The 14,159-nt window shown below is 70.4% G+C and carries 13 protein-coding genes; 11 read left to right on the forward strand and 2 right to left on the reverse strand.

What is annotated here, in order from left to right:
• Nucleotides 1–5: 5 nt before the first annotated feature.
• Together ACFV9W_RS18995 and ACFV9W_RS19000 are read right to left on the reverse strand one after the other, a co-directional pair.
• The gene (locus ACFV9W_RS18995; RefSeq protein WP_385762159.1) at nucleotides 6–902 is read right to left on the reverse strand and encodes a 2-hydroxy-3-oxopropionate reductase; all 897 of its coding nucleotides are present in this window, start codon (nucleotides 900–902) and stop codon (nucleotides 6–8) included.
• Nucleotides 903–996: 94 nt separating this feature from the next.
• A complete protein-coding gene (locus tag ACFV9W_RS19000) occupies nucleotides 997–1,833 on the reverse strand; it encodes a TIM barrel protein (protein WP_385762321.1) in 837 nt (278 codons plus the stop codon).
• A gap of 271 nt (nucleotides 1,834–2,104) precedes the next feature.
• On the opposite strand from ACFV9W_RS19000, the gene ACFV9W_RS19005 reads away from it, so the two are divergent.
• The 11 genes from ACFV9W_RS19005 to ACFV9W_RS19055 all read left to right on the forward strand — a co-directional run bounded on the left by ACFV9W_RS19005 (nucleotide 2,105) and on the right by ACFV9W_RS19055 (nucleotide 14,134).
• Nucleotides 2,105–2,887, forward strand: coding sequence for a hypothetical protein (locus ACFV9W_RS19005; protein ID WP_385762162.1), 783 nt, complete (start codon nucleotides 2,105–2,107; stop codon nucleotides 2,885–2,887).
• Nucleotides 2,888–2,967: 80 nt separating this feature from the next.
• On the forward strand, nucleotides 2,968–5,169 hold the full coding sequence (locus ACFV9W_RS19010) for a hypothetical protein (protein WP_385762165.1): 2,202 nt from the start codon (nucleotides 2,968–2,970) through the stop codon (nucleotides 5,167–5,169).
• Nucleotides 5,166–6,779, forward strand: a complete 1,614-nt coding sequence (locus ACFV9W_RS19015; RefSeq protein ID WP_385762168.1) for a hypothetical protein — start codon at nucleotides 5,166–5,168, stop codon at nucleotides 6,777–6,779. The genes ACFV9W_RS19010 and ACFV9W_RS19015 overlap by 4 nt, the downstream gene beginning before the upstream one ends.
• A gap of 61 nt (nucleotides 6,780–6,840) precedes the next feature.
• On the forward strand, nucleotides 6,841–7,107 hold the full coding sequence (locus tag ACFV9W_RS19020; protein WP_385762172.1) for a hypothetical protein: 267 nt from the start codon (nucleotides 6,841–6,843) through the stop codon (nucleotides 7,105–7,107).
• A 50-nt stretch (nucleotides 7,108–7,157) separates the two neighbouring features.
• Nucleotides 7,158–7,469 carry a helix-turn-helix domain-containing protein gene (locus ACFV9W_RS19025; RefSeq protein WP_385762323.1) on the forward strand — a complete coding sequence of 104 codons (312 nt, stop codon included), beginning with the start codon at nucleotides 7,158–7,160 and terminating at the stop codon, nucleotides 7,467–7,469.
• Between the two features lie 160 nt (nucleotides 7,470–7,629).
• Complete coding sequence (uraD, locus tag ACFV9W_RS19030) at nucleotides 7,630–8,136, forward strand: 2-oxo-4-hydroxy-4-carboxy-5-ureidoimidazoline decarboxylase (protein ID WP_385762174.1); 507 nt, start codon at nucleotides 7,630–7,632, stop codon at nucleotides 8,134–8,136.
• A gap of 20 nt (nucleotides 8,137–8,156) precedes the next feature.
• Nucleotides 8,157–8,555, forward strand: a complete 399-nt coding sequence (gene uraH, locus ACFV9W_RS19035; RefSeq protein ID WP_385762177.1) for a hydroxyisourate hydrolase — start codon at nucleotides 8,157–8,159, stop codon at nucleotides 8,553–8,555.
• A gap of 5 nt (nucleotides 8,556–8,560) precedes the next feature.
• A complete protein-coding gene (pucL, locus tag ACFV9W_RS19040; protein ID WP_385762180.1) occupies nucleotides 8,561–9,496 on the forward strand; it encodes a factor-independent urate hydroxylase in 936 nt (311 codons plus the stop codon).
• Between the two features lie 86 nt (nucleotides 9,497–9,582).
• Nucleotides 9,583–10,998, forward strand: coding sequence for a nucleobase:cation symporter-2 family protein (locus ACFV9W_RS19045; protein ID WP_385762182.1), 1,416 nt, complete (start codon nucleotides 9,583–9,585; stop codon nucleotides 10,996–10,998).
• A gap of 43 nt (nucleotides 10,999–11,041) precedes the next feature.
• Nucleotides 11,042–12,427 carry an 8-oxoguanine deaminase gene (locus tag ACFV9W_RS19050; protein WP_385762184.1) on the forward strand — a complete coding sequence of 462 codons (1,386 nt, stop codon included), beginning with the start codon at nucleotides 11,042–11,044 and terminating at the stop codon, nucleotides 12,425–12,427.
• Nucleotides 12,428–12,781: 354 nt separating this feature from the next.
• Nucleotides 12,782–14,134: a nucleobase:cation symporter-2 family protein gene (locus ACFV9W_RS19055; RefSeq protein ID WP_385762326.1), complete on the forward strand. Its 1,353-nt coding sequence runs from the start codon at nucleotides 12,782–12,784 to the stop codon at nucleotides 14,132–14,134.
• Nucleotides 14,135–14,159 lie beyond the last annotated feature (25 nt).

A 14,159-nucleotide genomic window follows, 5' to 3' on the forward strand; every position in this document is an offset into this window, starting at 1 on the left:
GGGCCCTACTTGGGCTGGTCGCCGGAGAGGCGCTCGACCGCGCGCAGCAGCGCCGAGTGGTCGAGGCCGCCGTCGCCCTGGGCGCGCAGCGAGGCGACCAGCTGGGCGACCGTGGCGCCGACGGGCAGCGCGGCACCGACATTGCGGGCGGCGTCGGTGACGATGCCCATGTCCTTGTGGTGCAGGTCGATGCGGAAGCCCGGCTTGAAGTCGCGGCTGAGGAAGTTGTCCTTCTTGCGCGTCAGGACGGTGGAGCCGGCGAGGCCGCCGTTGAGGACGTCCAGGGCCGCCTTCAGGTCGACGCCCGACTTCTCCAGGAAGACCACGGCCTCGGCGCACGCCTGGATGTTCACGGCGACGATCAGCTGGTTGGCGGCCTTCACGGTCTGGCCCGAGCCGTGCGGACCGCACAGCACGATGGTCTTGCCGAGCGCGTCGAGCAGCGGCTTGGCCTCGTCGAACTCGGCCTGCTCACCGCCGACCATGATGGACAGGACGGCCTCGATCGCGCCGGCCTCGCCACCGGAGACCGGGGCGTCCAGGACGCGGATGCCCTTGTCCTTGGCGGCCTTCGCGAGGTCCACGGAGGTCTGCGGGGTGATCGAGGACATGTCGACGAGCAGGGCGCCCGACTTCGCGTTCTCCAGGATGCCGTCCGGGCCGTACGCGATGGCCTCGACCTGCGGCGATGCCGGAACCATCGTCACGACGACGTCGGCGTCCTTGACGGCCTCGGCGATCGACTTGGCGGCGGTGCCGCCGGCGGCCGTGAGGCGGTCCAGCTTGTCCTGCTCCAGGGTGAAGCCCGTGACGTCGTAACCGGCCTTGATCAGGTTCTCCGACATGGGGGAGCCCATGATGCCGAGACCGATCCACGCGACCTTGGGAAGGTTGTTGCTCATGAGGGTGACTCCAAAGGCTGTAGCTGCGCTGCTGTGGCTGTCAACAGCGGTGATACGTCGATGAGTTGGCGGCTGCCGGAAGGGCGCCGCGGGCTCAGGCCGCGCGGTGCTCGCGCGGCAGCCAGTCGAAGGCCTCGGCGCTCGGGGCGTCGCCCGGCTTGTACTCCAGGCCCACGTAGCCCTCGTAGCCGGCCTTCTTCAGCTGGTCGAGCAGCTCGGCCAGCGGCAGCGAGCCGGTGCCGGGGGCGCCGCGGCCCGGGTTGTCCGCGATCTGCACGTGCGCCGTCTTGTCGGTGTACGAGTCGATGACCGCCGTCAGGTCCTCGCCGTTCATGGACAGGTGGTACAGGTCCATCAGGAACTTGGCGTTGCCGAGGCCGGTCGCCGCGTTCACCTTGTCCACGATCTCGATCGCCTGGGGGGCGCTCACGATCGGGCACTTCGGCGACTCCGGCGCGTTCAGCGCCTCGATCAGCAGCACGGCGCCGACGCGGTCGGCGGCGCGGGCCGCGAGCACCAGGTTCTCCAGGGCGAGCTCGTCCTGCTCCTGCTCGGACACGCCGTCGACGCGGTTGCCGTACAGCGCGTTCAGCGCCGTGCAGCCGAGGGACTGTGCGAAGTCGGCCGCGACGTCGATGTTCGCGCGGAACTTCTCGCTCTCCTCGCCCGGGATCGACAGGGCGCCCCGGTCCGGGCCCGGCAGCTGCCCCGCGTAGAAGTTCAGGCCGGTGAGCTGGACCCCCGCGTCCTTGATCGCGGAGCGCAGGGCGTCGAGCTCGGACTTCTCGGGGGTGGGGGCGTCGACCCAGGGCCACCACAGCTCGACCGCCGTGAAGCCCGCCGCGGCGGCCGCCGCGGGGCGCTCCAGGAGCGGGAGCTCCGTGAAGAGGATCGACAGGTTGACGTTGAAGCGCTGGTCTGTGAAGCCCATCAGGGTCGGCGCTCCCTTCAGGTTCGTCATGGTCAAGCTTCCGTATTGCGGAAGTTCGTTTCTACTTGATGGAAGATTGCCTGCAAGGGCTCGTGGCTGTCAAGAGGGGACGCCGAAATTCGCCGCGCCCGCGCCGCGCCCGTGCCATGCCCGCGCCCCGGCCGGGGTCTCGAGAAACCGGCTCATGACACGTGTTTGGCCTCGAAGTTCGGGGAAGGTGAACGCCCGTTGCCGGTCACGGGAGTTGGGGGAGATGGGCGGATCCCGGTCAGTGCCGACGAACGGCCTCTCGCCGGTCTACGACGAGACGGGGGCCGCCTCGGCGCGGTTCTTGCGCTGGCTCGTCGAGCAGACCGGCACGGGCGGGGCGAGCCGCGTGGCCAGCGCCGACTTCGCGCCGCACGAACGGTGCAGCGTGGACCTGGTCGCCGATGCCGTGGGCCGGCTCGGCGCGCTCGGCTGGCTCACCGAGCACAACGACTCGGGCGCCGACCCGCCGCTGGTCAGCCCCACCGCCGCCGGGCTCGCCGAGGTCGCGGTCTGGGACGAGGCGTACGCCGACCGGGAGGCCAGGCGCCGCTACGCCAAGGCCGCCCTGTTCGCGTACTGGGACCGGGCCGGGCAGCACCGCAGCGGCGAGGAGTCCCACCCCGAGAACTTCCTGTGGGCGAGCGAGGCCTTCTACTGCGGCCGCCAGCTCCTCCTGGAGGACCTGGAGTTCGCCAGGAACCACCTGGAGCTGCCCGCGCCCGTGCACGTCAGCCCGGCGGAACAGGGCGAGGGCGTGGTGATCTCGTACGAGCAGCTGGCCCAGCTCGTCCAGGCCTCCCTGCCGGAGGCGACCGAGAGCGACGGCGAGCTGCGGCAGGTGCGCGCGCTCGCCGACGAGCTGACCGAGACCATCGACCGCGGCGGCCGGCCCGACGAGGGCCTGGTGCGGCGCTTCATGGAGCGCGTCCCGGGCGTGCTCCAGAGCCAGGGCGCCGGGCTCGGCAAGGAGGTGGTGGTCGGTTTCCTCGCCGACTTCGTCCGGCAGACGCTGAGGCTGCCATGACGGACCGCGGGGGACACGGGGGACACGGGGGACACGGGAGCGGGGGCCCGACAACCGAATCCGACGAACAGATACCCGAGGTGTACGCGCGCCAGCCGCTCCTGAGCCAGCTGGTGCCGCGCCTCATCGGCCTGGAACGCGAGCGGCACCGGCGCCGCCGCCGCAAGGAATTCGCCGAGGACCTGCCCGTCGTCCTGCTCAGCGGCCGGCACGGCACCGGCAAGAGCGCCATGCTCAACGACCTCCAGCGCGCCTACGCCCCCGACACCGGCCCCTGGCCGGGCCCGCGCGTGCCCTTCGCCCGCATCAACTGCACCGACCTGGAAGAGCGGGCCAGGGTCGGCCCCGAGATCGCCAACAACTCGTACGTCGTCGAGCTGCTGGTCGAACTCGTCGGCCAACTCTCGCTCCCCGTCGCCGGGTTCGGGCGCCTGCGCTTCCCGCGGACCACCGCGGGCCTGCTCGCCGTGATCTCGGCCCGGCGCCCCGGCATCGACGACGAGCTGGCCGTCGCCGACCGGCACGCCGCCACCCTGATGGGCCCCTGGCCGGCCGGTGAACCGCCGCCCACCTGGGACGCGCTGTTCCGCCCCGCGCTGCCCACGCCCGCGGACGGCGGATCGCCCGACCCCGCCGAGTTCCCCGAGGCGGCCGTGCGCACCTACCTCGCCCGCCAGTACCGCCGCCGCACCCGCGGGCTCGGCGCGCGCGCCCTCGTCAGCTGGTACGAGAACCACCGCAGCGAGAGCGACAACCGGCTGCGCGGGATGCCGCCCGACGCGGCCTCCGAACCGCCCCGGGTACCGGCCGCACAGCGCGCGCGGGCCGTGGCCCGGCTCTGCCAGGAGTTCCACCAGGGCCGGGGCTTTCGGCGCGGCGTCGAACGCATGCTGATGGCCGCGTTCCTGCGGGACGTGCGCTACGGCAGGCTGCGGCGCGGCAACCGGGCCCCGCGGCCGCTGATCCTGCTCGACAACGTGCACACCGACCCCGGCCGCGACTTCCTCGAACTCCTCCTGGAACAGCGCGCGTTGCAGGAGCGCGGCGCCCGCGACCCGCTCGTCGTCCTCGCCACGGAGCTGCGCGGCGATGCCGACGACGACGATGAGACACCGGAGGAGGAGCAGGAGACCGCCCCGTACCACCGGGCCACCCGACAGCCCCTCCAGGAGGTCGGCGCCCGGACCCGCTGGAGCCGTGACAGCGCGGAGCCGTCCGAAGGGGTGCTGCTCCTGCCGCTGCCGCAGCTCGACACGGAACACGTGGAACGCATGCTCCGCAGCGACGAGCGGGTCACCTTCGACCCGTACATCGCGACGGCGCTGCACGATCTGACCCGCGGCCACCCCATGGGGGCCCGCCGCATGTGCGACGCCGTCGTGCACAAGGCGCGCGGCGAGGAGTGGGTAGCGGCCGAGGAGCTGCTCGACCTGGACCAGCCGGGCGGCGCCGGGGAGTCGGTCATCTGGCGGCTGCTCGACACCCTCGTCGGCAGCGAGAACCACGACGAGCTGTGCCTGTTCTCGCTGGCCTGGGACCGGGAGGCCGCCGAGCAGCTGGCCGAGCGGTGGGTGCCGCGGCGCATCGACGACCTGGCCGCGGCCGACGGCGTCGCCGCCCAGCTGGAACGGGAGCGCTGGTCGCGCGGCCCCGGCAGCCGCCCGTTCATCACGGACCGCTTCCTGCGCGCCCTGCTCGTGCACCAGATGCGCAGCGGGCGCGGCGCGGGCGGCGTGGGCTGGGGCGACGCGCACGGGCTGCTCGCGCAGCATCACAGGCGCCGGGCCGAGGGCCGCACGGGACGGGCCGGGCGCGAGGAGTGGGCCCGCTTCCTGTGGCACCGGCTGGCCGGCGGGGAGACCCAGGAGGTCGTCGACCGGCTGCACACGGAGTTCGTACGGGCCGACGGCGACGCCCTGGAGTGGCTGCGGGCGCTGCGGACGGTGGCGCACGCGCCGCGCCCGCCCGGCGACCTCTGGTTCGAGCGGTGCCAGGAGACCGGCAAGGGGCGCAGGGACCGCCCGCAGCTGCGGGCCGACCCGGAGGCGAGTCTGGAGAAGCAGGCGGTCTTCCGGCTGCTGCACGCCCTCTGGTACTCCGCCGACGAGCTCGCCGAGGCGGACCGGCTGCTGGCCGCGCGGATCGGGCAGGACCTGTCGTTCCTGTCCGCCCAGCACCTGACCGGGCGCGCGGTCCTCGCCCAGGCCGCGGTCCGCTGGCCGCGGGCGGTACGGGACGGCGAGGACTGGCTGCTGGAGCGCAGCTGGGGAGGGGTGGCATGAGGGGCCGCTGGAGCGACCGCAGGAACTGGCGCTGGCTGCCGCGGCGGCTCCGGTTCCGGGTCTTCGGCCTGATCGACGTGATCGCGCTGTGGGTGGTCGTCGGGGCGCTGCTCGGGGGCGGTACGTGGTGGGGCGTCGACACGTACCTCGACCAGCGCCATTACTGCACCGAAAGCCACGAACTGCGGCGGACGGGCCCCGACGGCGAGTGTGTCGGCGTGACGGAGCGGCCCGAGGCCCTGGGGGACCCGGAGCTGAAGGACGTCCTCGGGCGCATCGCGGGCGAGAACGCGGCGGCGCGGAAATCCGGGAAGCCGCAGGTGAGCGTCGCCGTCGTCATGCCGTACACCGCGCAGAACCCGGGCGCGGCCATGTCGCCCGAGCTGATCCGGCACTCGTTGCAGGGCGCCTACGTGGCCCAGCGCACGTACAACCACGGCCCGACCACCAAGAACGCCGCGGTCCGGCTCGTGTTCGCCAACGTGGGCGAGTACCTGAACCACTGGTCGCCCGTGACCCGCGAACTGGCGGCCAGGACGAACGACGAAGAGGCGCCCCTCGTCGCCGCCATCGGCTTCCCCAACAGCGACAGCAGGACACTGGACGCCGTGGGGAGCCTCGCGGAGCACCGGATCCCGTCGGTGAGCGCCGCGCTGAGCGCCAACGGCATGGAGAGCCCGTACCTGTACAAGGTCTCGCCCTCCAACCGGCAGTTCGCCGAGGCCCTGAAGGGCTACGTGGACGCGAACGGGATGAACCGCGCGAAGGCCTTCATGATCGCCGACAGCCGGAAGGGCGACGACTACGTCTCCAATCTGCGCGATGTCTTCTACGAGGAGTTCGGCGCGGACTACGGCATCGACCACGACCCGGTGGACGGCCGGATCGGCAGGTACCAGGGCAAGAAGGGGCCGCAGCGGGGCAGGACGGGAGTCTTCGGACAGGCGGTCGAGGCGATGTGCCTGGCCGACACCAGGACGGTGTTCCTCGCGGGCCGCGACGCGGACCTGGAGCCGTTCCTGCGGTCCATCCGCCTCACCACGTCCTGCGGCGACTACCCGAAGGACGATCCGCTGCGGATTCTGCGGGTCAGCACCGGGCGCGACCCGGGCACCGAGTCCCCGGAGATCCGCAGGATCGCCGAGAGCATGAACATCCGGATCGTGACGGCGGCCGCGGTGGACGCGCCCCGCTGGGACCGGGGCGGCGAGCAGGCGCCCGGGCGCTTCCAGGACTTCGCGAACGCCTACCGGGACCACTTTCGTCAGGAGCCGGGCAACGCGCTCAACGACGGCTACGCCGCGATGTTCCACGACGCGCTCTCCGCCGTGAACCGGGCCGTGTACGAGGCGTACGAGGACGGCGGCCCGCCCCTCACGCAGGACGACGTCAACCGTCAGCTGGGCCAGGGCTCGCCCTCCGACCGGTGTGCCCAGTGCGTCCCGGCCGCCACGGGCGATTTCACGTTCGCGGACGAGCTGGAGGGGCCGAAGGGGCACTGGCCGGTGTGCAAACCCGTACCCATCGTGACGTTCCCGGAGGCGAACCGGAGCAAATCTCCGCTCTACCGGACCTATGAGAGCCCGGGCAGCGAGTGCCCCGCGCCCTGAGCGGCATCCGGATCCCCGCGGTGGCTCCCGGTAACCGCTTCATGCGGGTTAGGTTGAACGCGTGCGATTGAGAGTGGAGTTCACGACGGAGCCCTTCGACCTGGAGGAGGCGCCCGAGCACGCGCTCGCGGCGCGCCGGGTCATCGAGGCGGCCGACCTCGACGAGGTCGACGTGGGGCCGTTCGGCAATACGGCGGAGGGCGGCGCGGACGCGGTCCTGACCGCGGTCGACGCCCTGCTGCGCAGCAGCCTCGAGAGCGGGGCGACGCGGATCTCGCTGCAGGTCAACGTGGTGGGGGACCCCCAGGGGAAGGGTGACGACGCGTGAACGACACCGGGGACGCCTTCATCACGGCGGTGAAGCCACTGGTCGACGCGATGGGCGGGGAGCTGATGCCACCGGAGGGCGCGGGCCCCGACGACGTCGTGCTGGCGTGGCAGGGGGCCGATGTCGTGGCCGTGCGCCTGCCCCAGCTGGCGGACTCGCTCGACCACATCCTGGCGGCCATGGAGCGCACCAAGGGGATGCCGCTCTCCGCGCTGGAGCGCCGGCAGAAGCAGGAGGTCGTACGGCTCCTGGAGGCCCGCGGAGCGTTCTCCGTACGTCACGGTGTGGAGACGGTGGCCGGTGCCCTCGGCGTTTCCCGCTTCACCGTCTACAACTATCTCAACCGGGACAAGACCCCCTGACCTGGGACGATACCGAGCCAGTCGCGCGCCCCCACGCCGCCGTCCGATATCCGGACGGCGGTTTTTTGTAACTCCGAGTTTTCAACAAAGTGTTGACGTGATGTTTCCGGGGGCGTTAGCTATCTGCAGCCCGTCCAGCACAAGGCCACGGAGGCACCCCGTGACTTCAGGTTCGACGCCGGGACTCTCCCGGTTCAACGCCTCGGACGAGAGTGCGGCCCAGGCCGAGCTCCATGAGGTGTGTGCTTCATCGGCGTGGGGGAGCAAGCTTCTCGCCCAGCGCCCCTTCGCTTCCGCAGAGACCCTCTTCACCGCCAGTGACGCCGCGATGGCGGAACTGACCGCGGACGACCTCGCCGAGGCGATGGCGGGGCACCCGCCGATCGGCCGCCCGAAGCCGGGCGACCCGACGTCCTCGCGCGAGCAGCGCGGCATGGCGGGGGCCTCCGAGGAGCTCAAGAAGGAGATGCTCGAGCTCAACCTGGCCTACCAGGACAAGTTCGGTCACGTCTTCCTCATCTGCGCCACCGGCGCCACCGGGGAGCAGATGCTCGATGCGCTCAGGACCCGGATCGGCCACACCGCCGAGCAGGAGCGGGAGATCGTCCGCACCGAACTGGGCAAGATCAACCGCATCCGCCTGACCCGCATCGTAGAAGCACCGTAAGAACAGGAAGCGAACGCCTGATGAGCACCGAGACCACGGCATCGGTGTCCACGCACATTCTGGACACCAGCATCGGACGCCCCGCCGAGGGCGTCGCCATCTCCCTTGCCGTGCGCGCCGGTTCGGGCGCCGAGTGGCAGGCGCTCGGCGGCAGTGCCACCGACGCGGACGGGCGCTGCAAGGACCTGCCGGCGCTGCCGGAGGGCACCACCCACGTACGCCTCGACTTCGAGACCGAGGTGTACTTCGACAAGAAGCAAGCCGATGCGCAGCAGGACGCCCCCGCGAATCGGGACAGCGACACGACCGGAGCGTTCTTCCCGGAGGTGGCGATCACGTTCGCCGTCAAGCCGGGCGAGCACTACCACGTGCCGCTGCTGCTCAACCCGTTCGGCTACTCCGTTTACCGAGGGAGCTAGCAGACATGCCCACGATCCTGGGACACAACCAGTACGGCAAGGCCGAGAACCGAGTCGTAAAGATCACGCGGGACGGCGACACCCACCACATCAAGGACCTGAACGTCTCGGTCGCCCTCAGCGGTGACCTCGACGACGTCCACCTCACCGGGTCGAACGCCAACTGCCTGCCGACGGACACCACCAAGAACACCTGCTTCGCCTTCGCCAAGGAACACGGCATCGAGTCGGCGGAGCAGTACGGGATCGAGCTGGCCCGGCACTTCGTCGACAGCCAGCCGTCCATCCACCGGGCGCGCATCCGCATCGAGGAGTACTCCTGGGAGCGCATCGCGGGCTCCGACGCGGGCTCCAAGTTCATCGGCTCCGACGAGGTCAAGCACTCCTTCGTCCGCAAGGGCCAGGAGACGCGCCTCGTCCAGGTCACCTATGACGGCGAGAAGTTCGAAGTCCTGTCCGGGCTCAAGGACTTGACCGTGATGAACACCACGAACTCCGAGTTCTGGGGCTACATCAAGGACAAGTACACGACGCTCAAGGAGGACTACGACCGCATCCTCGCGACGTCGCTGTCCACCTGGTGGCGGCACAGCTGGACGGGCGAGAACGACGAGCGCACGCCCAACTGGAACAAGTCGTACGAGCAGTCGAAGAAGCACATCCTCCAGGCCTTCGTCGAGACGTACTCCCTTTCGCTGCAGCAGACCCTCTTCCAGATGGGTTCGCGCGTCATCAACAACCGCAGCGAGATCGACGAGATCCGCTTCTCCGCGCCGAACAAGCACCACTTCCGGCAGGACCTCTCGGCCTTCGGCCTGGAGAACGAGGCGAAGGACGGCGCCGTGTACTGGGCCGCCGACCGCCCCTACGGCCTGATCGAGGCCACCATCCTCAGGGACGGCGCGGACCAGCGCATCCCGGTCGACATGACCAACCTCTGACGCTTTAGGCGTAGTTGACGCGGCAGCGTGCCCCCGCCCACCCGCAGGCGGCGGGGGCCCGCAGCACCCGGAGGGAACATAAAGCAATGGCAGTGCCAGCAAAGGGGCCGGCTGAAGCCGAGGGCCCGTGTTCCACCCCACCGGAGAGCAGCACCGCTTCGCAGGTGCATCCGGTGGACGAAAAGCTCCACCCGTCGCGGCTCGCGCCCGCGGCACTCCAGCACATCGCCGCCATGTACGCAGGCGTCGTCACCCCGCCGCTCATCATCGGCCAGGCCGTCGGGCTCGACACCGCGGGCCAGACCCGGCTGATCGCCGCGTCGCTGCTCATCGCGGGCCTCGCCACCCTGCTCCAGACGCTCGGCGTCAAGGGCTTCGTCGGCAACCGGCTGCCCTTCGTCAACGCCGCGTCCTCGGCCGGTATCGCGCCGATGCTCGCCATCGCCGAGACGAACGCCAAAGGCGACCAACTCCCCGCCATCTATGGGGCGGTCATGGTCGCGGGCGTCTTCTGTCTCGCGGTCGGGCCGTTCTTCGGACGGCTCCTCAGGTTCTTCCCGCCGCTCGTCACCGGCGTCGTCATCACCCTCATCGGTGTGACGCTGATGCCCGTGCCGGTCGGCTGGGCGCAGGGCGGCGACAAGACCGCCTCCGACTACGGCGACATGCGCTACCTCGCCCTCGCCGCCTTCACGCTCGTCGTCATCCTGCTGATCCAGCGCTTCGGCAAGGGATTCGTCAAGCAAGTCGCCCTGCTCTTCGGCATGTTGATCGGAACGCTCGCCGCGATCCCGTTCGGCATGGCGGACTTCAGCTCCCTCAAGTCCGCGCCCGTGGCCGCGCTCCCGACGCCGTTCGCCTTCGGCGCCCCGGAGTTCCAGCCCGCCGCGATCATCTCGCTCTGCCTCGTCATGCTCGTCCTGATGACCGAGTCGAGCGCCGGCATGCTGGCCATCGGCGAGATCTGCGAGCGCGAGTGCGACGGAAAGACCATCACCCGGGGTCTGCGCACCGACGGCATCGCCACCTTCATCGGACCGATCTTCGGCGGCCTGCCGACCTCGGCGTTCGCCCAGAACGTCGGCGTCGTCTCGCTGACCAAGGTGCGCAGCCGGTACGTCGTCGCCGTCGCGGGCGGCACCCTGCTGATCCTCGGCATCTTCCCGATGCTCGGCGCGGTCGTCTCCATGGTCCCCATGCCGGTCCTGGGCGGCGCGGGCATCGTGCTGTTCGGCTCGATCGCCGTCAGCGGCATCCGGACGCTCTCCGAAGCGGGCCTCGACGACAGCTCCAACATCATCCTGGTGGCCGTCTCGCTCGGCGCGGGCATCATCCCGCTCGCCGCACCGAGCTTCTACGCAGATTTCCCGGCCTGGGCGCAGACCGTGCTCGGTTCCGGAATCAGCGCCGGCGCGCTCGTGGCCGTCTCGCTGAACCTTTTCTTCCACCATCTCGGCACCCGCGGCGGGGCAAGCGCCGCCGCGGCACTCAAATCTTCCTAGGGTCCTGCCGTGCCCACACGTCACACCGACTGAAGGAAGCACCATGGCTCCTGCCACGGCAAACCGCATCGTCATCGAGAACGTCGCCATCGCGACGGTCGACGCGCACGACACCGAGTACGCCTCGGGCCACATCGTCGTCGCGGACAACAGGATCGAGTCCATCGGCGCGGGCAGCGCGCCCGAGGGCCTCGCCAACGTCGTCCGCCGCATCGACGGCACCGGTCACCTGGCCACACCCGGCCTCGTCAACACGCACCACCACTTCTACCAGTGGATCACCCGTGGCCTGGCGACGGACCACAACCTGTTCAACTGGCTGGTGGCGCTGTACCCGACGTGGGCGCGCATCGACGAGCAGATGACGTACGCGGCGGCGCAGGGCTCCCTCGCGATGATGGCCCGCGGCGGTGTCACCACCGCCATGGACCACCACTACGTGTTCCCGCAGGGCTCGGGCGACCTCTCCGGATCGATCATCCGGGCGGCTGCCGAGACCGGCGTGCGCTTCACCCTGGCGCGCGGCTCCATGGACCGCAGCGAGAAGGACGGCGGACTGCCGCCGGACTTCGCCGTCGAGACCCTCGACGGCGCGCTCGCCGCGACCGAGGAGACGGTCAAGAAGCACCACGACGACTCCTTCGACGCGATGACGCAGGTGGCCGTGGCCCCCTGCTCGCCGTTCTCGGTGTCCACCGAACTCCTCAAGCAGGGCGCCGAGTTGGCGCGCCGCCTCGGAGTACGGCTGCACACCCACGGCAGCGAGACCGTCGAGGAGGAGAAGTTCTGCCACGAGCTGTTCGGCATGGGCCCGACCGACTACTTCGAGTCGACGGGCTGGCTCGGCGAGGACGTGTGGATGGCGCACAGCGTCCACATGAACGACTCCGACATCGCCGCGTTCGGCCGTACGAAGACGGGTGTGGCGCACTGCCCGTCCTCCAACGCCCGGCTCGCGGCGGGCATCGCCCGCGTGCCCGACATGCTGGCGGCCGGCGTCCCGGTCGGCCTCGGCGTCGACGGCACCGCCTCCAACGAGTCGGGCGAACTCCACACGGAACTGCGCAACGCCCTCCTCATCAACCGCCTCGGCGCACACCGCGAGGCGGCCCTGAACGCCCGTCAGGCGCTGCGCCTCGGGACGTACGGAGGAGCCCAAGTGCTCGGCAGGGCAACCCAGATCGGGTCGCTCGAAGCCGGCAAGCTGGCCGACCTGGTGCTGTGGAAGATGGACACCCTCGCCCACGCATCGATCGCCGACCCGGTGACCGCGCTCGTCTTCGGCGCGGCCGCACCGGTCACCCTCTCCCTCGTGAACGGCAAGCCGGTGGTCGAGGACAGCCGCCTGCTCAACGTCGACGAGGACGCCATCGCCCGCAGCACGCGGGCGGAGGCGCAGCGACTCGCGCGGATCACTGCCGAGAGCTGACGCAGGACCTGAGACTCCGGTCAGGGGGGACGGCCCCTGGCCGGGGACTCGATCGAGCTGCCGAGCGGGCTGTTCGACCGAGTGCCGCCCCGGAACGTGGCCCAAAGCTTCACGTTCCCGGGGCGGCCAGTAATACCTGGGCGCACAACAACTGAACAGCACCACCAGCACGACCTTGCACCTTGCACCACCTCCCAGAAGCGAAAAGCGCCGGCGGCCTGCCGGGGCTGGAAAACAACCGGAGGAGCCGCAGTGGCGACGAAGCCCAGGTTCACCAAGCAAGGCACGACCCCCGCCGACGAGTCCGCGGGGCATACCAAACATCCGGTAGACGAGAAGCTGCCACCGCTGAAGATGGCGACGACGGGTCTGCAGCACGTGGCGGCGATGTACGCGGGCGTGGTCGCGCCCCCGCTCATCGTCGGCGCGGCGATCGGGCTCAGCCCGAAGGATCTGACGTTCCTCACCGGCGCCTGTCTGTTCACGGCGGGCCTCGCGACGTTCCTCCAGACGCTCGGCATCTGGAAGATCGGCGCCCGGCTCCCGTTCGTGAACGGCGTGACCTTCGCGGGCGTCGCCCCGATGCTCGCCATCGTCGGCACGACGAAGGACAAGGACGACGCGCTGCCGATCATCTTCGGCGCCGTGATCGTCGCGGGTCTCCTCGGCTTCATAGCCGCGCCGTTCTTCTCGAAACTGGTGCGGTTCTTCCCACCGGTCGTCACCGGCACGGTCATCACCCTCATCGGTGTGTCCCTGATGCCGGTCGCCTTCGGCTGGGCGCAGGGGTCCGACGCGAAGGCGCCGGACTACGGCTCGATGAAGAACCTGGCGCTCGCCGGCATCACGCTCGTGATCGTGCTGGTCATCCGCCGCTTCACGACGGGCTTCGTCAAGCAGATCGCGGTGCTGCTCGGCCTGGTGGTCGGCACGCTGATCGCGATCCCGTTCGGCGCCACGGACTTCTCGCCGGTCGGCGAGGCCTCCATCGTCGGCTTCCCGACCCCGTTCCACTTCGGTGCCCCGCAGTTCGCGGCCGCGGCCATCGTCTCGATGTGCGTCGTCATGGTGGTCTCGATGACCGAGTCGACCGCCGACATGCTCGCCCTCGGTGAGATCGTCGGCCGCCCCGCCGACGAGAAGACGATCGCGGCGGGACTGCGCGCCGACACCCTCGGCTCCGCCGTCAGCCCGCTGTTCAACGGCTTCATGTGCAGCGCGTTCGCCCAGAACATCGGCCTCGTCGCGATGACGAAGATCCGCAGCCGTTTCGTGGTCGCGGCCGGCGGCGGCTTCCTCGTCCTGATGGGCCTGTGCCCGATGGCGGCCTCGCTGATCGCGGTCGTGCCGCGCCCGGTGCTCGGCGGCGCCGGCGTCGTGCTGTTCGGCTCGGTCGCGGCCAGCGGTATCCAGACCCTGGTCAAGGCCAACATGGACAAGGACAACAACGTCCTCATCGTCGCCGTCTCGCTCGCCGTGGGCCTGATCCCGATCGCGGTGCCGGAGTTCTACCACGCGTTCCCGGAGAACGCGAAGATCATCCTGGACTCGGGCATCTCGACGGGCTGTGTCGCCGCGGTCGTGCTCAACCTGCTGTTCAACCACATCGGCAAGGGGCGCGACGCCGACGACGTCACGTCGCCGATGGAGTCGGGCGGCGACATCGCGGAACAGCGCACCCAGCCGACAGCGGCGGGGGCGCACTGAGCGACGCGGCGGGGGTGGCGCGGTC

Source organism: Streptomyces sp. NPDC059897, assembly GCF_042730865.1.
Classification (GTDB): domain Bacteria; phylum Actinomycetota; class Actinomycetes; order Streptomycetales; family Streptomycetaceae; genus Streptomyces.

Coding starts and splice junctions, on each gene's coding strand:
- ACFV9W_RS18995 (WP_385762159.1), bottom strand. CDS start 902: ATGAGCAACAACCTTCCCAAGGTCGCGTGGATCGGTCTCGGCATCATG.
- ACFV9W_RS19000 (WP_385762321.1), bottom strand. CDS start 1,833: ATGGGCTTCACAGACCAGCGCTTCAACGTCAACCTGTCGATCCTCTTC.
- ACFV9W_RS19015 (WP_385762168.1), top strand. CDS start 5,166: ATGAGGGGCCGCTGGAGCGACCGCAGGAACTGGCGCTGGCTGCCGCGG.
- ACFV9W_RS19025 (WP_385762323.1), top strand. CDS start 7,158: ATGGGCGGGGAGCTGATGCCACCGGAGGGCGCGGGCCCCGACGACGTC.
- uraH (WP_385762177.1), top strand. CDS start 8,157: ATGAGCACCGAGACCACGGCATCGGTGTCCACGCACATTCTGGACACC.
- pucL (WP_385762180.1), top strand. CDS start 8,561: ATGCCCACGATCCTGGGACACAACCAGTACGGCAAGGCCGAGAACCGA.
- ACFV9W_RS19045 (WP_385762182.1), top strand. CDS start 9,583: ATGGCAGTGCCAGCAAAGGGGCCGGCTGAAGCCGAGGGCCCGTGTTCC.
- ACFV9W_RS19050 (WP_385762184.1), top strand. CDS start 11,042: ATGGCTCCTGCCACGGCAAACCGCATCGTCATCGAGAACGTCGCCATC.
- ACFV9W_RS19055 (WP_385762326.1), top strand. CDS start 12,782: ATGGCGACGACGGGTCTGCAGCACGTGGCGGCGATGTACGCGGGCGTG.